This is a genomic window from Streptococcus hepaticus, from assembly GCF_043656315.1.
Classification (GTDB): domain Bacteria; phylum Bacillota; class Bacilli; order Lactobacillales; family Streptococcaceae; genus Streptococcus; species Streptococcus hepaticus.
The window spans coordinates 1-18,057 of sequence record NZ_JBINIY010000023.1; the positions used below are offsets into that span (position 1 = coordinate 1).

Annotated in this window: 20 protein-coding genes; 19 read left to right on the forward strand and 1 reads right to left on the reverse strand. The window is 39.9% G+C overall.

The features are described from left to right. Positions 1-154 precede the first annotated feature (154 nt). The 16 genes from ACHUFA_RS10460 to ACHUFA_RS10535 all read left to right on the forward strand — a co-directional run bounded on the left by ACHUFA_RS10460 (position 155) and on the right by ACHUFA_RS10535 (position 12,876). Complete coding sequence (locus tag ACHUFA_RS10460; RefSeq protein WP_394405980.1) at positions 155-664, forward strand: DUF1697 domain-containing protein; 510 nt, start codon at positions 155-157, stop codon at positions 662-664. Between the two features lie 138 nt (positions 665-802). Further along, on the forward strand, positions 803-1,186 hold the full coding sequence (locus ACHUFA_RS10465) for a PaaI family thioesterase (protein WP_222348550.1): 384 nt from the start codon (positions 803-805) through the stop codon (positions 1,184-1,186). 65 nt (positions 1,187-1,251) lie between these two features. After that, positions 1,252-2,133, forward strand: a complete 882-nt coding sequence (gene truB, locus ACHUFA_RS10470) for a tRNA pseudouridine(55) synthase TruB (protein WP_318530366.1) — start codon at positions 1,252-1,254, stop codon at positions 2,131-2,133. Between the two features lie 196 nt (positions 2,134-2,329). After that, on the forward strand, positions 2,330-3,259 hold the full coding sequence (locus tag ACHUFA_RS10475; RefSeq protein ID WP_222348548.1) for a bifunctional riboflavin kinase/FAD synthetase: 930 nt from the start codon (positions 2,330-2,332) through the stop codon (positions 3,257-3,259). Between the two features lie 58 nt (positions 3,260-3,317). Then, a complete protein-coding gene (locus tag ACHUFA_RS10480) occupies positions 3,318-3,719 on the forward strand; it encodes a Spx/MgsR family RNA polymerase-binding regulatory protein (RefSeq protein ID WP_222348546.1) in 402 nt (133 codons plus the stop codon). A gap of 3 nt (positions 3,720-3,722) precedes the next feature. Continuing rightward, positions 3,723-4,010, forward strand: a complete 288-nt coding sequence (locus tag ACHUFA_RS10485; RefSeq protein WP_222348544.1) for a UPF0223 family protein — start codon at positions 3,723-3,725, stop codon at positions 4,008-4,010. After that, positions 3,991-4,758, forward strand: a complete 768-nt coding sequence (locus tag ACHUFA_RS10490; RefSeq protein WP_222348542.1) for an inositol monophosphatase family protein — start codon at positions 3,991-3,993, stop codon at positions 4,756-4,758. The genes ACHUFA_RS10485 and ACHUFA_RS10490 overlap by 20 nt, the downstream gene beginning before the upstream one ends. Further along, positions 4,758-6,068, forward strand: coding sequence for an RsmF rRNA methyltransferase first C-terminal domain-containing protein (locus tag ACHUFA_RS10495; protein ID WP_222348540.1), 1,311 nt, complete (start codon positions 4,758-4,760; stop codon positions 6,066-6,068). The genes ACHUFA_RS10490 and ACHUFA_RS10495 overlap by 1 nt, the downstream gene beginning before the upstream one ends. Positions 6,069-6,206: 138 nt before the next feature. Then, positions 6,207-7,079 (forward strand): phosphate ABC transporter substrate-binding protein PstS family protein, encoded by an 873-nt coding sequence (locus tag ACHUFA_RS10500; protein ID WP_394405984.1) that lies wholly within the window; start codon positions 6,207-6,209, stop codon positions 7,077-7,079. Positions 7,080-7,081: 2 nt separating this feature from the next. Beyond that, positions 7,082-7,999, forward strand: coding sequence for a phosphate ABC transporter permease subunit PstC (gene pstC / locus ACHUFA_RS10505; protein ID WP_222348533.1), 918 nt, complete (start codon positions 7,082-7,084; stop codon positions 7,997-7,999). Next, the gene (gene pstA, locus ACHUFA_RS10510; RefSeq protein WP_222348532.1) at positions 7,989-8,876 is read left to right on the forward strand and encodes a phosphate ABC transporter permease PstA; all 888 of its coding nucleotides are present in this window, start codon (positions 7,989-7,991) and stop codon (positions 8,874-8,876) included. The genes pstC and pstA overlap by 11 nt, the downstream gene beginning before the upstream one ends. Positions 8,877-8,887: 11 nt before the next feature. Further along, entirely contained in the window at positions 8,888-9,691 is an 804-nt protein-coding gene (gene pstB / locus ACHUFA_RS10515) for a phosphate ABC transporter ATP-binding protein PstB (protein WP_222348523.1), read from the forward strand. Positions 9,692-9,702: 11 nt separating this feature from the next. Further along, positions 9,703-10,461 (forward strand): phosphate ABC transporter ATP-binding protein PstB, encoded by a 759-nt coding sequence (pstB, locus tag ACHUFA_RS10520; protein WP_222348514.1) that lies wholly within the window; start codon positions 9,703-9,705, stop codon positions 10,459-10,461. Positions 10,462-10,490: 29 nt separating this feature from the next. Then, on the forward strand, positions 10,491-11,147 hold the full coding sequence (gene phoU / locus ACHUFA_RS10525; RefSeq protein WP_394405987.1) for a phosphate signaling complex protein PhoU: 657 nt from the start codon (positions 10,491-10,493) through the stop codon (positions 11,145-11,147). Between the two features lie 89 nt (positions 11,148-11,236). After that, positions 11,237-11,998: an SDR family NAD(P)-dependent oxidoreductase gene (locus ACHUFA_RS10530; protein WP_394405990.1), complete on the forward strand. Its 762-nt coding sequence runs from the start codon at positions 11,237-11,239 to the stop codon at positions 11,996-11,998. An 83-nt stretch (positions 11,999-12,081) separates the two neighbouring features. After that, on the forward strand, positions 12,082-12,876 hold the full coding sequence (locus ACHUFA_RS10535) for a DUF6287 domain-containing protein (RefSeq protein WP_222348508.1): 795 nt from the start codon (positions 12,082-12,084) through the stop codon (positions 12,874-12,876). A gap of 157 nt (positions 12,877-13,033) precedes the next feature. Here ACHUFA_RS10535 and guaA read toward each other — a convergent pair whose 3' ends face one another. Further along, complete coding sequence (guaA, locus tag ACHUFA_RS10540; protein ID WP_222348498.1) at positions 13,034-14,584, reverse strand: glutamine-hydrolyzing GMP synthase; 1,551 nt, start codon at positions 14,582-14,584, stop codon at positions 13,034-13,036. 133 nt (positions 14,585-14,717) lie between these two features. Between guaA and ACHUFA_RS10545 the strand changes: the two genes are divergently transcribed. The 3 genes from ACHUFA_RS10545 to ffh all read left to right on the forward strand — a co-directional run bounded on the left by ACHUFA_RS10545 (position 14,718) and on the right by ffh (position 17,420). Then, on the forward strand, positions 14,718-15,416 hold the full coding sequence (locus ACHUFA_RS10545) for a GntR family transcriptional regulator (protein ID WP_222348497.1): 699 nt from the start codon (positions 14,718-14,720) through the stop codon (positions 15,414-15,416). Between the two features lie 91 nt (positions 15,417-15,507). Beyond that, the gene (locus ACHUFA_RS10550) at positions 15,508-15,840 is read left to right on the forward strand and encodes a putative DNA-binding protein (RefSeq protein WP_222348493.1); all 333 of its coding nucleotides are present in this window, start codon (positions 15,508-15,510) and stop codon (positions 15,838-15,840) included. 23 nt (positions 15,841-15,863) lie between these two features. Beyond that, positions 15,864-17,420: a signal recognition particle protein gene (ffh, locus tag ACHUFA_RS10555; RefSeq protein WP_394405993.1), complete on the forward strand. Its 1,557-nt coding sequence runs from the start codon at positions 15,864-15,866 to the stop codon at positions 17,418-17,420. Positions 17,421-18,057: the final 637 nt, after the last annotated feature.

An 18,057-nucleotide genomic window follows, 5' to 3' on the forward strand; every position in this document is an offset into this window, starting at 1 on the left:
TTATTTATGAAGTTGTTAAAATATATTACAACGAATATTTTGGTTTATTTTTTTATCGGAGTGTTTTTGAATAGTAAAGTTATAAAATTGTCATCTGTATTCAAAAACTTAAAATTATATAATGGTATAATAGAGTAAGCTATAAGATGTAGTAGTGTTAGATAATTTAAAAGGAATAAAATATGGAAAGATATGTCGCAAGTGGCTTGAAAGATTAGATTTTAATGATGTAAGAACATATTTTAATACTGGAAATGTAGTTTTTTCAAGTATTGAAGAGGATGTTGATGTCTTAACTAAGAAAATAGAAGATGTGCTAAAAAAGAATTCTGGATTAGATATTCCTGTATGTGTTGTTTCAATCAAAAATTTGAATGAAGCTTTGATTGCTGCACCAAATTGGTGGGGAAAGTCTAATAAAGACATTTATAATAATTTAATATTTATGATTCCCCCGTTTACCCTTTCGACTGTCTATAAGGAATTGGGGATGCCTAATTTTGAATTGGAAAATATTGAGAACTTTAAAAATATGATTTTTTGGTTTTTTGATCATGAAAAATATCAAAAAACAAATTGGTGGTCGAGAACGAACAATTCAGATATTGCTCATAAATTAACTATTCGTTCAGCTAATACAGTCAGAAAAATATGTAAAATGTGATGACGTGATATTGCTTAATAAATAACGCGCCCTGTCGATAGGTATCATTGGCTAATTTCCTATCTTTCCAACAAATATCCTCTTCACCTCTTTTTCCAATTTTTTGCTATAATAGTTTTTGAAAAGTGAGGTAGACAAATGGATTTTAATTTAGATGAAGTCAAGGTTTTTGAAAACTATGAGATCGTCAGGTGGGAAGAGGGAGAAGTAACCCTTGAAACACAGGTGGTTGACTCTTCTCTCAATTATTATGGAAATGCACATGGTGGCTATCTTTTTACCCTTTGTGATCAGGTGAGTGGTCTGGTAGCAATTTCTACTGGCTTTGAGGCTGTCACTCTCCAATCTAATATCAACTACTTGCGAGCTGGTCGACTAGGAGATAAATTGAAAGTAATCGGTACTTGTGTGCACAATGGACGTACTACGAAGGTTATTGATGTCCATATCCAAAATGAAACAGGTGAAATGGTCACGACAGCTATCTTTACCATGTTTGTTACGGGGAAACGTGAAAAATAAAAGTGAACTCTCAGACTGGTGCTGAGGGTTTTGTTTTGATGTGATTTCTATGATATAATACCTTTATGATTTCAGGAATAGTTAATTTAAAAAAAGAGGCTGGTATGACGAGCCACGATGCAGTATTTAAACTAAGAAAAATTTTGCAGGAAAAGAAAATTGGTCATGGTGGCACGCTGGATCCAGATGTGACAGGTGTCTTGCCCATTGCGCTGGGTAAGGCTACGCGCTTGATTGAGTATATGCAAGAAGAAGGCAAGGTATACGAGGGAGAGATTACACTGGGATTTTCGACGACTACTGAGGATGCTAGTGGAGAGGTAGTTGCCACAACGCCAGTAACCGAAGACTTGTCTGAAGAAGAGATTGATAGTGCTGTGCAGACTTTTGTGGGGAAAATCACTCAGATACCTCCCATGTATTCAGCTGTTAAGGTTAACGGGCGAAAACTATACGAGTATGCTCGGGCTGGAGAGACGGTAGAACGTCCCCAGAGAGAAATTTCGATCTATTCATTTGAGAGAACAGGTCCAGTTACTTATGAAAATGGCTGTGCTCGATTTGATTTTCGAGTAAAATGTGGTAAGGGAACCTATGTGCGTACTTTATCTGTAGATTTAGGACGAAAGTTGGGATTAGAAAGTCACATGTCACGATTGGTGCGTACCGGTTCAGCAGGTATGTCAATTGATACTGCTTTGACACTGGCAGATATTACTCGCTTGGTGGAGCAAGACGATTGGTCATTCTTGCAGCCGATTGAAAATGGTATTGGTGATTTGCCGATTGTCGAACTTTCTGAAGCAGAACTGACGGAAGTTAGTTTTGGAAGATTCTTTCCCTTGGAGCGAAAAGAAGAGAGACTTGCGGCTTTTTATCAAGAAAAATTGGTAGCAGTCCTAGAAAAAAGAGATGAACTGTATAAACCAAACAAGGTTTTTATATAAGAAATGGTATTCACAATTCAATACAGTTATTTAGAGATAATTTTCTGTTGCTCATCGTTAGTTTTTTCAAAATACAGTTAGTATTCTTTCAAAAAACTGCCTTGATTATCGTAAAATGATCATCTAAATCAAAATTTTTAACTAGTGAATACAGGTTCTAAGTTTTTTAAGCTCATTTATGATAAAATAATAAATTATGGAAATTATTACAATAAAAAATGAAGAAAATTTAAGAGGGTTGGAGCCAACGGTCCTAGTGTTAGGTTACTTTGACGGTATTCACCGTGGGCATCAGGCCCTCTTTTCACGTGCTCGTACGATAGCAGATCAAAAAGGATTGTCGGTAACTGTCTTGACCTTTCCTGAGTCCCCTAAACTAGCCTTTCTTCGTTTTTCACCAGATTTACTCATGCATTTGACGAGCAGTGCAAAACGGTATCAGTTGTTAGAGCAAGCTGGTGTTGATCGCCTGATTCTCAAAGAGTTTACCAGTGAGTTTTCTAAAAATACAGCTCAAGATTTTGTAGAGAAGTATGTTACAGCTCTTAATGCGCAAGTTGTTGTGACGGGATTTGATTATCATTTTGGAAATAGCAGAGCTACAGTTGATGATATGGCGCGTTTATTTGATGGGCAAGTCGAAGTTGTTGACGAAGTGCAATTTGAAGGGGAGAAAGTTTCCTCAACCCGTATTCGTCAAGCAGTACTGGATGGGGATGTAGCAACCGCTAATCTACTTTTAGGTTATCATTTTTCGACGGAAGGAATTGTTGTCCATGGAGATGCGCGTGGACGGACGATTGGCTATCCTACAGCAAATCTAGCTCCTTTTGATCGCGTACATTTGCCAGGTGACGGTGTGTATGTAGCTGATGTAGAAATTGAAGGTCAAATCTACCGAGCGATGGCAAGCGTTGGAAAAAATGTGACCTTTGATGGGACAGAGTTACGACTAGAAGCGCATATATTTGACTTTCAAAAAGATATCTACGGAGAAAAGATTACGATTTATTGGTTAGACAAGATTCGGGATATGGTTAAATTTTCTGGCATCGAAGAATTGATGGAACAAATGGAAAAAGATGAACAAATTTCTCTCACATGGGTGCCCAGAAAAAGCTTGTAATCACTGTTGAACTATTGTATAATTATAAATGAGAAGAAATAAAGTAGAAGGGATGCATATGATTACACTATTCTTATCACCGAGTTGTACAAGTTGCCGTAAAGCACGCGCTTGGTTGACCGGGCATCAAGTCCCTTTTACTGAGCATAATATCATGACAAGTCCGCTGACAGCGGAGGAGTTGCGTAATATTCTGGCTTTGACAGAGAATGGCACCGATGACTTGATTTCAACTCGCTCAAAGATTTTTCAAAAGTTAAATGTAGATGTGGATGAACTATCTATTTCACAGTTGATAAATCTAATTGAAACCTATCCAAGCTTACTTCGTCGACCTATTATTTTGGATGAAAAACGAATGCAGATTGGCTTCAATGAGGATGAGATTCGCGCATTTTTGCCACGGGATTACCGTAAGCAAGAACTGAAAAACGCAACATTACGAGCAGAAATAGGATAAGATATGGACAAGAATTATTCATATCCGCTTGATTTTTCTTGGAGCACAGAGGAGCTTTCCTCCGTGCTTTCTTTTTTGAATCAAGTGGAAAAAGCATATGAAAGTGGTGTGGAAGCAAGTATATTGCTGGACCGCTACAAGTCTTTTAAGGAAGTTGTAAGAAGTAAAGGGCAAGAGAAGCAAATTGACCGAGAATTTGAAGAAGTTTCTGGTTACTCTACTTATCGAGCAGTTCAGGCGGCACGCGAAAAGCAGAAAGGAATGATTCGTCTTGGCAACAGTTGTAGATAAATATCAGTTCGCTCAAGAGTTGGTTAAAGATGCAGGTGAATTTTTACGACAGCATATCCATGATGAATTAAGGGTGGAGATGAAGTCGAACTTTTCTGATTTAGTGACGCATTTGGACAAAGAAGTGCAGGCGCAAATGACAGAGAAGATTTTATCTTCATTTGCAGAGGACTTGATTTTCGGAGAAGAAGATGAAAATCGTGCTCCGATTGATCAAGGGAATGTTTGGGTACTGGATCCTATTGATGGAACAGTTAATTTTATCGTTCAAAAAACAGATTTTGCCATTCTTTTGGCTTATTTTGAAGATGGAGTGGGGCAATTTGGGCTTATCTATGATGTGATGAACGATGTTCTTTACCATGGTGGTAGAGATTTTCCTGTCAAAGCTAATGAAGAGATGTTACCAGAGTGTGTGGAAAAGGAATTTTCACAAGGGCTAATTGGTATCAATGCAGGTTTATTTGAACAAAATTACGCAGGCTTAGCAGATTTTTCCCGTCAGTTTTTGGGAACACGGTCAATTGGGAGTGCTGGTCTAAGTTTTGCTCATGTTCTCAACCAGCGGTTGCTGGTGCATACTTCTTATGTTTACCCGTGGGATTATGCAGCGGCGGGCATTTTAGGTGAAAAACTTGGTTATCGTTTGCTGAATGTGAATGGGCAGAAACCAACCTATACTGGTCGTGAGCATGTGATTTTAATCCCGCAGTCAAAAGTTAATGAAATGAAAAGGTATCTGAAGTAATGCAATTACCGGATAAGTTTATTGAAAAATACGAGAAAATACTCGGTCAAGAAGCAGGAGCTTTCTTTGCTAGTTTTGACCAAGAAGCGGTCTCAGGCTTTCGGACAAATCCCTTGAAAGAAACTCAGCTTTCTTTCGACAATAAGATTTCCAACATGGAATGGTCTTATTACGGGAAAGTGTCTGGGAAATCCCCTGAGCATGTGACGGGACTTGTCTATTCACAAGAGCCTGCGGCACAGATTGTCGGTCAGGTTTCCCATCCTCAAAAAGGAATGAAAGTTCTTGATTTGGCTGCAGCACCAGGTGGTAAGTCAACCCATTTGCTGTCCTATTTGGACAATACTGGCTTACTTGTTAGCAATGAAATTTCTGCCAAACGGTCTAAGATTTTGGTGGAAAATATTGAGCGTTTTGGTTCGCGAAACGTGGTTGTTACGAATGAATCAGCTGAACGTCTGGCAAATGTTTTTCCTGCCTATTTTGACATGATTGTACTAGATGCTCCTTGTTCAGGGGAAGGCATGTTCCGTAAGGACCCCGCAGCTATGCAGTATTGGGACGAAGCGTATCCGTCACAGTGTGCAGCCTTACAACGTGAAATATTAGAATCTGCTGTGACAATGCTAGCTGAGGGTGGTAGTCTCATTTACTCAACCTGCACTTGGTCACCAGAGGAAAATGAAGAAGTAGTCCAGTGGTTATTAGATAATTACCATATGGAGTTAGAAGTGCTTGAAAATGTAAACGGAACCGTTTCGGGCTTGATTCCAGGTACCTTACGCATGTACCCGCATCATTTCAAAGGAGAAGGACAGTTTGTCGCCCGTCTTCGATTGTTGTCGGGCTCAGGTGATAAAAGAGGTAAAATGAAGCCAACTAAGACTAATCTTAGTCGCGAACAAAGTCAGTTATGGCAGGGATTTGCGAAGAAACATCTGACAAGTAGTCTGGATGGAGTTTTGCAAGTTTTTGGAGACCAGCTTTATCTCCTGCCTAAAGGCTTACCAGATTTGGCAAACATCAAAATTGCCAGAAATGGACTGCATCTGGGAACCTTCAAGAAAAAGCGCTTTGAACCGAGTTTTGCCTTGGGATTAGCTTTGCAGAGTCATGAAATTTATCAGCGTGTTGAACTATCAGAGGAAGATTTTGCTCAGTATGTAGCAGGGAATGTAGTCAATGTTTCAAAGGATTTACCAAATGGTTGGTATCAAGTTGCCATAAAAGGAAATGGTTTAGGCTTTGCCAAAGTAGTCTCTGGAACCCTGAAAAATGCCTTTCCAAAGGGCCTGCGCTTTCAGTTTTAAAAGGGGCTTGTTTTAAGAAAAAATTCTTTGCATAGCCTCATTTTATGTGTTATAGTAGAATTGTACCGTAGCTTGTAAATTTTTTGGAAATAGTCTGATTTTCAAGAACGGTCATAAAACAAAAAAAGGATACAAAAGATGAAAAAAAAGCATAAGCTTGGTGTCGCTGCACTTCTCTTGAGTGCTAGTGTTGCCTTAACTGCTTGTTCTAGTTGGATTGATCGCGGTGAGTCTATCACTGCAGTTGGTTCAACAGCTCTTCAACCCTTGGTCGAAGCGGCTGCGGATGAATTTGGTTCTACCAATATCGGAAAGTCTATCAACGTCCAAGGTGGAGGTTCTGGTACTGGCTTATCCCAAGTTCAATCTGGTGCTGTAGAGATTGGAAACAGTGACTTGTTTGCGGAAGAAAAAGATGGTATTGATGCTAGCAAGTTAAAAGATTACCAAGTAGCAGTCGCTGGTTTGGCGGTTATTGTCAACAAGAAAGTTGATGTAAAAGATATCAGTACGGAAGAGCTACGTAAGATTTTCACAGGTGAGATTAGAAACTGGAAAGAATTGGGCGGAAAAGATTTGGACATTTCTATTATCAACCGTGCTTCAAGTTCAGGTTCTCGTGCAACCTTTGATGCAGTGGTAATGGATGGACAATCTGCCGTTCAAAGTCAGGAACAAGATTCGAATGGTATGGTTAAGTCAATCGTAGCTCAAACACCTGGTGCTATTTCCTATCTTGCATTTGCTTATCTAGATGATTCTGTTAAGACTATTAAGTTAAATGGCCATAAGCCAACTGCAGAAAATGTTACGACAAATGCTTGGCCAATCTGGTCTTATGAACATATGTATACAAGTGGTACCGAAGACGCTTTGACTAAAGAGTTCATTGACTACATGATGTCAGAAGAAGTCCAAGGTGGTATTGTAGCTAGCATGGGTTATATCTCAATCCATGACATGAAAGTCACAAAGGATGCTAATGGAAATGTTAGCAAGATAGAGGAGTAAAAATGAAAAACGAAGAACTCGCGAAAAAATTGGCTTCTCCATCGAAAAATTCTCGCTTGGAGCGCTTCGGGAAAGTCCTTACTTTCTTGTGTTTGGCTTTGATTGTCTTTATCGTGTTTATGATTTTGATTTTCGTTGCCCAGCGTGGTTTGTCTACTTTCTTTGTAGACGGTGTGAATATCGTTGATTTCTTATTTGGATCAAAATGGGAACCAAGTGCTAAAACCTTTGGTGCTCTTCCGATGATTTCTGGTTCATTTATTGTGACCATTTTGTCGGCAGTGGTGGCGACACCAATCGCTATCGGTGCTGCGGTCTTTATGACAGAAATTTCACCAAAACGTGGTGCTAAGATTTTGCAACCTGTTATTGAACTCTTGGTTGGTATTCCATCCGTTGTGTATGGATTTATCGGTTTGCAAGTTGTCGTACCATTTGTTCGTACTATTTTTGGTGGTACTGGTTTTGGTATCTTATCAGGGGTATTTGTTCTTTTTGTTATGATTTTGCCAACTGTAACCTTTATGACAGTTGACAGTCTAAAAGCAGTACCGCGTCATTATCGTGAAGCAAGTTTGGCTATGGGAGCTACTCGCTGGCAAACTATCTGGCGTGTTGTCTTGAATGCAGCTAAACCAGGTATTTTTACGGCAGTTATCTTTGGAATGGCTCGTGCTTTTGGTGAAGCCTTGGCCATTCAAATGGTCGTTGGTAACTCAGCAGTAGTACCAACCTCACTTACAACGCCTGCAGCGACTTTGACTTCTGTCTTGACAATGGGAATTGGTAATACCGTTATGGGAACTGTTCAAAATAATGTTCTTTGGTCATTGGCCTTGGTATTACTCCTCATGAGTTTGGTCTTCAATATGATTATGAAATTGATTACAAGAGAGGGTAAGAAAAACTATGCACGCTAAACAAATGGATAAGTTGGCAACGGGTATTCTTTATGCCATTGCCTCCGTTATCGTCTTGATTTTGACCTCTCTGATTCTTTATATTTTATTCCGAGGTGTCCCTCACATTAACTGGCACTTCTTGACTGGGAAATCATCTTCCTACCAAGCAGGTGGTGGTATCGGGATTCAGTTATACAATTCCTTCTTCCTTTTGGTAGTGACCCTCTTGATTTCGGTACCATTGTCAACAGGTGCTGGGATTTATTTGGCGGAATATGCTAAAAAAGGACCTGTGACAAACTTTATTCGTACCTGTATTGAGATCTTATCTTCACTGCCTTCAGTCGTTGTTGGTCTCTTTGGTTACTTGATTTTTGTAGTGCAGTTTGAGTACGGATTTTCTATTCTTTCAGGTGCTTTGGCGCTGACCGTTTTCAACTTGCCACAAATGACACGTACAGTGGAGGACAGCTTGCGTACCGTTCACCACACACAACGTGAGGCTGGTTTGGCACTTGGTTTGTCACGATGGGAAGCAGTGCTTCACGTGGTTATTCCAGAGGCGCTTCCAGGGATTGTTACAGGTATCGTATTGGCATCTGGCCGTATCTTTGGTGAAGCAGCCGCTCTTATCTATACAGCTGGTCAATCAGCACCAGCTCTTGACTGGTCTAACTGGAATCCACTTTCCGTGACTAGTCCGATTTCTATCTTCCGTCAGTCAGAAACCTTGGCAGTACATATTTGGAAGGTAAATAGTGAAGGAACGATTCCTGATGCGACACAAGTTTCAGCAGGAAGTGCAGCAGTACTCTTGATTTTCATTTTGATTTTCAACTTAGCTGCTCGTCGTCTTGGTAAAGTTCTTCACGCAAAATTGACATCCGCTTCTTAAAAGGAGAAGAAATGACAGAATATAACTGGAATGAACGCCATATCATTACTTTCCCTCAGGAAAAAATTGCCCTTGAGACCAAAGACTTGCATGTCTATTATGGTGGTAAAGAGGCCAATAAGGGAATTGATATGCAGTTTGAAAAAAATAAAATTACTGCCTTGATTGGACCTTCAGGATGCGGAAAATCTACCTATCTTCGTAGTTTGAACCGTATGAATGATACCATTGATATTGCTAAGGTAACTGGAGAAATTCTCTACCATGGTATTGACGTCAATCGTCCAGATATGAATGTTTACGAGATTCGTAAGCATATCGGGATGGTTTTCCAACGTCCCAATCCATTTGCAAAATCGATCTATAAAAACATTACCTTTGCGCATGAACGTATGGGTGTGAAAGATAAGAAAGTCTTGGATGAGATTGTTGAAACCTCACTCAAACAAGCAGCTCTTTGGGACCAAGTTAAGGATGACTTGCATAAATCAGCCTTGACCTTATCAGGTGGACAACAACAACGTCTTTGCATTGCTCGTGCCATTTCTGTAAAACCAGATATCCTTCTAATGGATGAGCCTGCTTCAGCTTTGGACCCAATTGCGACAATGCAGTTAGAAGAGACTATGTTTGAGCTCAAAAAAGACTACACTATCATTATCGTGACCCATAACATGCAGCAGGCAGCTCGCGCAAGTGACTATACAGCCTTCTTCTATTTGGGAGATTTGATTGAGTATGACAAGACAGCCAATATTTTCCAAAATGCGAAGTTGCAATCAACGAGTGACTATGTATCAGGTCACTTTGGTTAGAAAGGGATAAGATGACAGAACCGATTATTCAAGTAAAAGATTTATCTGTTTATTACAATCAGAAAAAAGCCCTCAATAGCGTTTCGATTGATTTTTATCCTAATAAGATTACAACCTTGATTGGACCTTCTGGTTCAGGAAAATCAACACTCTTGCGTTCGATTAATCGGATGGGAGATTTGAATCCAGAGGTAACCTTGACAGGAGCCATTAACTATAATGGGCGAAATATTTATAGCCCTCGGACGGATACTGTAGACTTGCGCAAGGAAATTGGTATGGTATTCCAACAGCCAAATCCATTCCCAATGTCTATCTATGAAAATGTGGTCTACGGATTGCGAATCAATGGTATTAAGGACAAGCATGTTTTGGATGAAGCTGTTGAATCTTCTTTGATTGGAGCATCTATCTGGAATGAGGTGAAGGATCGCCTTCATGATTCTGCCCTTGGTTTGTCAGGTGGTCAGCAGCAACGTGTCTGTGTGGCCCGCGTATTGGCAACTAGTCCAAAAGTCATTCTTCTTGATGAACCAACTTCTGCCCTTGACCCGATTTCTGCTGGTAAAATCGAAGACACACTGTATGGGTTGAAAGATAAGTATACCATGGTTGTGGTCACCCGTTCGATGCAGCAGGCATCACGTATTTCAGACTATACTGGTTTCTTCTTGGATGGAGATTTGGTTGAGTACAATACAACTAAAGATATGTTCTTGAATCCAGCGCACAAAGAAACTGAAGATTATATTACAGGTAAATTTGGCTAGACATCAGCCGAGAGAAGAAAGAGGACACAATGTTACGTTCACAATTTGAAGAAGAATTAGCGAAATTGCACAATCAGTTTTATGCAATGGGAAATGAAGTCCTAGGGCAGATCAATAAAACAGTTCGTGCCTTTATCACTCACGATCGTGAATTGGCTAAAGAAGTGATTGAAGCAGATGCTAAAATCAATGATTTTGAGGTGAAATTGGAGCAAAAATCACTTGAGATTATTGCTCTTCAACAACCTGTTTCAACGGATTTGCGTACGGTTATCACGGTTTTGAAAGCAACAAGTGATATCGAGCGTATGGGAGACCATGCTGCTGCTATTGCAGAGGCTACTATCCGCATGAAGGGTGAAATTCGTATCCCTGAAGTTGAAGAAGAAATTAACAAGATGGGTAAAGAAGTTCGTAAATTTGTTGAGTCTGTTTTAGATTTGTACCTAAACAGCGGAAACGAAGAACAAGCTTACGAAATTGCTGCCCATGATGAAGTCATCAATCATTATTTTGATAGCATTCGTGAGTTGGCAACTGCCGAAATCCGTAAAAATCCAGATGCGATTATCGCAGGACGCGATTACTACCAAGTAATCTCTTACTTGGAACGTATCGGTGATTACGCTAAAAATATCTGTGAGTGGGTTTGCTACATTAACACAGGTAAGATTACTGAACTTTAATTTAGTAGAAAGAAAGGCTGGGAAACCAGCTTTTTTCCTTTGTTGAGACTGAAAGTGGTATAATAGGTATAAAGAAAAAGGAGAATTCTATGACTAGAAATATTCTTATTACAGGTGCGACAAGTGGTATTGGAAAGGCCAATGCCTATGCCTTTGCTAAAAGTGGAGAAAACTTGATTTTAACAGGTCGTCGTTCATATTTATTGGAAGAGATACAGGCTGAATTGCAAGCTCAGTATGGTGTCCAAGTTTGGATTTACCAGCTGGATGTGACCAAGTTAGAAGAAGTAGAAGTTATTTGCTCTCGGATATTGAGCGAAGTGGGACAGATTGATGTCTTGGTTAACAATGCAGGTTTGGCCTTGGGCTTGGAAAAATTTCAAGACTATAACACCCTCGATATGATGACCATGATGGATACCAATGTCAAGGGGCTGATTGCCGTGACACGCCAAATTTTACCAAGTATGGTGGAAAATAATAGTGGTCACATCATCAATATTGGCTCAACAGCAGGGCTTTATGCTTATGCGGGAGCAGCTGTTTATGCGGCGACCAAAGCAGCAGTGAAAGTATTGAGTGACGGTATTCGCATTGATACTATTGATAAAAATATCAAGGTAACCACGGTGCAGCCTGGGATTGTAGAGACAGATTTTAGTCAGGTTCGTTTCCATGGGGACAAAGCTCGCGCAGCCTCAGTCTATGCAGGGATTGAAGCTTTGCAGGCTGATGATATTGCGGATATTACCCTCTATATTGCCAACCAACCAGCCCATGTCCAAATTTCAGATATTACCGTTATGGCAACAAAACAAGCGACTGGTTTTATGGTTCACAAGGATAACTAATCCCTACATGTCATCTATGTCATGTTCAATTTTGCAGAAAATTTGTATACTATCCTTACAAGAATATTTCAAAGGAGAAAAACATGAAAAAGTCTATTTATACTAGCATTACCCTACTTGCTACAGCCAGCTTGCTGATGGCCTGCTCTCATAAGGAAAGCACTACAATTAAAGAGACGAATACTATAAAGACCAGTCAAATCAGCAAGGAAAATACTACGGCTAACTCTACGATGGCTGAAAACAAGTCTCAAACGACTACAGATCGTAGTTCAACAGAGCCTGAAAAGACAGGTATGGATATTCAAGCGATTAAAAATGGCGACTACAGTAGTATCACAGGTACCTGGCAAAATGAAGAGGGGGATAGTTTAGTCTTTGATAAGTCAGGTATTCTTTCCACTGGTTTAATCGTTACAGGAAGTCCAAAAGAAGACCAAGGAATCTTACAAGGTAGTGTTTATCATCAATCTGGTGGTGGCGGCTTCATCCTTCTCTTTGTTCCGAAAGGCGTTGCCATCCCTCAAAGTCACTTTTATGAAGGAAAAGATACAACCGATACTAGTCGCGATCGGTTGATTGGCACTCAAATTGCTCTATCTTCTGCAACTATCGGTAATAGTACATTTTATAAGGTTTCAGATAGCACAGAAGTCGTTGAAAAAGAGCAACCAATTAGTCTAACGCAAGGACAGTCTACGATTGATTATGCAAATAGTGTGCTAGGAGACCGTAGTTGGACGATTATTGACGACAATTACAATCGTACAGAGTTAAATCCATTTAGCACTATTCAGGGCAATGATAACAGTATTTATCTTGTTTATCAAAATGGATTGATTACGACTGAAAATGGTACGGTAGAACATCAACCTTAAATTCTATGAAGTAAAAATGCTAGTTGCAAGCTAAAAAGCCTATGAAATGTAAAAATTCATAGGCTTTTTTTACCTCATATTAAGTTGACACCCGTTCATTTCTTTTTATATCGAACGGCTGATTTTATCCACTGGATAAAATCACTCCCACTTAACTCTATTCCCACTCAACAGTTGCAGGTGGTTTACTTGTAATATCGTAGACGATGCGGTTAACATGGTCAACTTCGTTTACGATACGAGTAGAGATTTTCTTGAGGACATCCCATGGAAGTTGAGCAAAGTCAGCTGTCATTCCATCAATAGAAGTAATAGCACGGATAGCGATAGTGTAGTCGTAAGTACGGCCATCCCCCATAACACCAACTGAACGAACACCAGTATTTACTGTGAAATATTGCCATACATCACGGTCGAGACCTGCTTTAGCAATCTCTTCGCGGAGGATAGCATCTGATTCACGAACGGTTTCGAGTTTCTCTTCAGTGATTTCGCCCATAACACGGATTGCAAGGCCTGGTCCTGGGAATGGTTGGCGCCATACGACTTCGTCAGGCATTCCAAGAGCAGTACCAAGTGCACGAACTTCATCTTTAAAGAGGGTGTTAAGTGGTTCAATCAATTCAAATTGCATGTCTTCTGGAAGACCACCAACGTTGTGGTGTGATTTAATCGTTTGAGCAGTTTCAGTACCTGATTCGATAATGTCAGTGTAAAGGGTTCCTTGTGCAAGGAAATCTACACCTTTGAGTTTGCTTGCTTCGTCATCAAAGACATAAACAAACTCGTTACCAATGATTTTACGTTTTTTCTCAGGGTCATCAACGCCAGCAAGTAAGTCTAAGAAACGTTGCGTTGCATCAACACGGATGATATTTAGTCCGAAACGACCACCAAGCATATCCATAACTTGGTCACCTTCGTTTTTACGGAGAAGACCGTGGTCAACGAAGATACATGTCAATTGGTCACCGATAGCACGCTGAAGGAGTACCCCAACAACTGATGAGTCAACACCACCTGAAAGACCAAGAAGGACTTTACGATCGCCAACTGTTTCACGGATTTTAGCAATTTCCATTTCAATGAAGTTGTCCATTGACCAGTCACCGCGTCCGCCACAGATATTGATAGCGAAGTTTTTCAACATGTCATTTCCGTAAATAGAGTGACGTACTTCAGGGTGGAATTGGATACCGTAGAAGTTTTTCTCAGTATTTTCCATAGCTGCAAATGGACAGTCCACAGAGTCACCAACAAGGTGGAAACCTTCAGGAATTTCAGTTACAGCATCACCGTGGCTCATCAATACCAATTGTTCTTCAGGAGTACCTGCAAAAAGTGCTGATTCTGCACGAAGACGAAGTGTAGATTGACCGTATTCACGGTTACCAGCTTCACCAGCAGGAACAACCTTACCACCAAGTGTGTGAGTGATCAGTTGCATACCATAGCAAATACCAAGGATTGGGATACCGAGTTCAAAAATTTCTTTATCAATACCGAATGCATTATCGGCATAAACTGAATTTGGACCACCTGAAAGAACGATACCGATAGGATTGATAGCACGAATTTCTTCGGCAGTAATCTTATGGCTCTTCAATTCAGAAAATACACCAAACTCACGGATACGACGGGCAATCAATTGGTTGTACTGGCTACCATAATCCAGAACAATAATCTTTTGAATGTCTTGAGTTGTCATTTTTTTTCCTTTCATTCTGAAAATATTTCAGATATTACACTATATTTTAACACAAACGCGAACATTTTGCAGTAGGAATAGTCGAAAACCTAAAATTTTGGTAAAATAGGGGAAGAAGAAAACGGAGAGTACCATGAAAGCAGCTTATATTACGATTCATGACAAAATAAAAGAAGAAATTGACGATCAGGTTTGGAAAATTGGTGAGCGGCTTCCTAGTGAGCGTGATTTAGCAGACCGTTTTGGTGTCAGCCGTATGACCCTCCGCCAAGCCATTACCTTATTGGTGGAAGAAGGAGTCCTACAGCGTAAGATCGGCTCGGGCACCTATGTAGCTAGTACCCGTGTACAAGAAAAAATGCGAGGAACAACTTCTTTTACAGAGATTGTTCATTCTCAAGGCAAGGCACCATCGACTAAGCTTATTTCCTATCAAAAGAAACTAGCCAGTGAAACAGAGCGTCAACGGTTAGAATTGGGACCGAATGACCTGGTTATTCGCATGGAGCGGATCCGTTATGCGGATAATGTGCCGCTTGTTTTTGAGGTTGCCTCCATTCCTGAGAAATTGATTCGAAATTTCAATAGGACAGACATTACCAACCATTTTTTCAAAACCTTAGCAGATAATGGTTATGAAATCGGTAAAAGTCAGCAAACCATTTATGCTAAGACAGCTAGCGACCATGTTGCGGCCTACTTGGAGGTGGCAAAAGGCCATGCTATTCTTGCTTTGACACAGGTTTCTTACTTTACAGACGGTCAGCCTTTTGAATACGTTCGTAGTCAGTATGTTGGCGATCGATTTGAGTTTTATTTGGAAAATAATTGACATTTGTTACATAATATTATTTATGCAACTGTTTTTGATCGTCAGAAATTTTTCCTACTAAAAATCACTAAAATATGGTAAAATAAGCTTTATGGAAATTGAAAAAACCAATCGAATGAATGCTCTGTTTGAGTTCTACGCAGCGCTTCTGACCGACAAACAAATGAATTATATTGAGCTCTATTATGCGGATGATTACAGTCTAGCAGAGATCGCTGAAGAATTTCACGTCAGTCGTCAGGCTGTCTACGACAACATCAAGCGAACTGAGAAAATTTTAGAAGATTACGAAATGAAATTGCACATGTACTCAGACTACATTGTGCGGAGTCAAATATTTGATAAACTGACTGAAAAATATGCTGATGATGTGTTTTTGCAGGAACAAATCGCTATTTTATCAAGCATTGATAATCGAGACTAAACATTAGAAGGAAAAGAGAAAATATGGCTTTTGAAAGTTTAACAGAGCGTCTGCAAGGCGTCTTTAAGAATTTACGCCGTAAAGGCAAGTTGTCTGAAAAAGAAGTACAGGAGGTTACCAAGGAAATTCGCATGGCCTTACTGGAAGCCGACGTTGCTCTTCCTGTCGTTAAAACCTTTATCAAACGCGTTCGTGAACGTGCAGTTGGTCACGAAATAATTGATACGCTTGACGCTTCTCAACAAATCATCAAGATTGTCAATGAGGAATTGACAGAAATTTTGGGTTCTGAAACAGCTGAGATTGAAAAATCTCCTAAAATCCCAACGATTATCATGATGGTCGGTTTGCAAGGGGCTGGTAAAACGACCTTTGCTGGAAAATTAGCCAATAAGCTGATTGCTGAAGAAAATGCTCGTCCAATGATGATTGCTGCCGATATATATCGTCCGGCAGCCATTGACCAATTAAAAACACTCGGTCAGCAAATCAATGTCCCCGTCTTTGACTTGGGAACAGAGGTAGATGCTGTTGAGATTGTTCGTCAAGGTTTAGAACTTGCCCATGCTAACAAGCACGATTATGTCTTGATTGATACGGCGGGTCGTTTACAGATTGACGAAAAACTCATGCAGGAATTGCGTGATGTTAAGGTCTTAGCGCAACCTAACGAAATTCTCTTGGTTGTTGACTCTATGATTGGTCAAGAAGCAGCCAATGTTGCCCGTGAGTTTAATGCGCAACTGGATATCACTGGGGTTGTTTTGACCAAAATTGATGGGGATACTCGTGGTGGTGCAGCTCTTTCTATCCGTGAGATTACTGGCAAACCAATTAAATTCACTGGTACTGGTGAAAAAATTACGGATATTGAAACCTTCCATCCAGATCGTATGGCCAGCCGTATCTTGGGAATGGGAGATCTATTGACCCTGATTGAGAAGGCCTCTAAAGACTACGATGAGAAGAAATCATTGGAACTCGCTGAAAAAATGCGTGAAAATACCTTTGATTTCAATGATTTCATTGATCAGTTAGACCAAGTCCAAAGCATGGGACCTATGGAAGACTTGCTGAAAATGATTCCTGGTATGGCTGGAAATCCTGCGCTTGCAAACCTCAAGGTAGACCAAAAGGAAATTGCTCGTAAGCGTGCCATTGTTTCTTCTATGACACCTGAAGAACGTGAAAATCCAGATCTACTGACACCAAGCCGTCGTCGCCGTATCGCTACAGGTTCTGGAAATAGCTTTGTAGATGTTAACAAGTTCATCAAGGACTTTAACCAAGCCAAATCGCTCATGCAGGGTGTTATGTCTGGTGATATGTCTAAAATGATGAAACAGATGGGGCTGAATCCAAATAATCTTCCGAAAAACATGCCTGACATGCCAGATATGAGTGGAATGGATATGTCTGCCTTAGAAGGAATGATGGGTGGAAAAGGCATGCCTGGTATGCCAGATATGTCTTCAATGTTTGGTGGTGGATTTAAGGGTAAAATTGGCGAATTTGCTATGAAACAAGCTATGAAGCGTCAAGCCAACAAAATTAAAAAAGCCAAGAAAAAACGCAAATAATCACAAAAACAGCCCTAAGAGCTGTTTTTTGATAATTGTGGACGTAATTTATATTATGTAAACAATAGAGGTTTTACAAATTTTCAAGTTCTTCTTGAAAATGAAGAGCGAAGTCAATATCTTTAAGATTGATCTGGACATAGTTTTCTTGAAAGAAGAGTGTCTAAATATTTTCCTCACTTTTCTTTTGACACTGTAGCAAAATTCTTGCCGATAAGGTAAAATAGGATTGAACAGAAAGAAGAATGATGATGGCGTTTGTTATTGCGATGATAATCTCGTCTATAGCGTTTTATCTATTTGTCCGTTTGCTGATAATCTGCAGTAGATATCTTTATCAAGTTTTTACTGGTCGGAGGCAAAAGAATATTTGGTTGCTTTGTCTTTCCATAATTAGTCTGGTGGTCAGTCTTTATTTTGTCTGCCAAATAGCCTTTTTCTTTATATTCTCAAGCGTAACCCTCTATTATCCATCAGAGAGAAGTGGCTTTACTTGGAAAGAATTTTTCTTTGATGGGGTGTTAGATACATTGATTCTTTACGGTCTTCCGTTTGCCGTTGAAGGATGTATTCGTTTCATAATTTCATTGATTAAAAAGTTTCAAAAAAGAAGTTGAGTTGAAAATAACTTAACTTC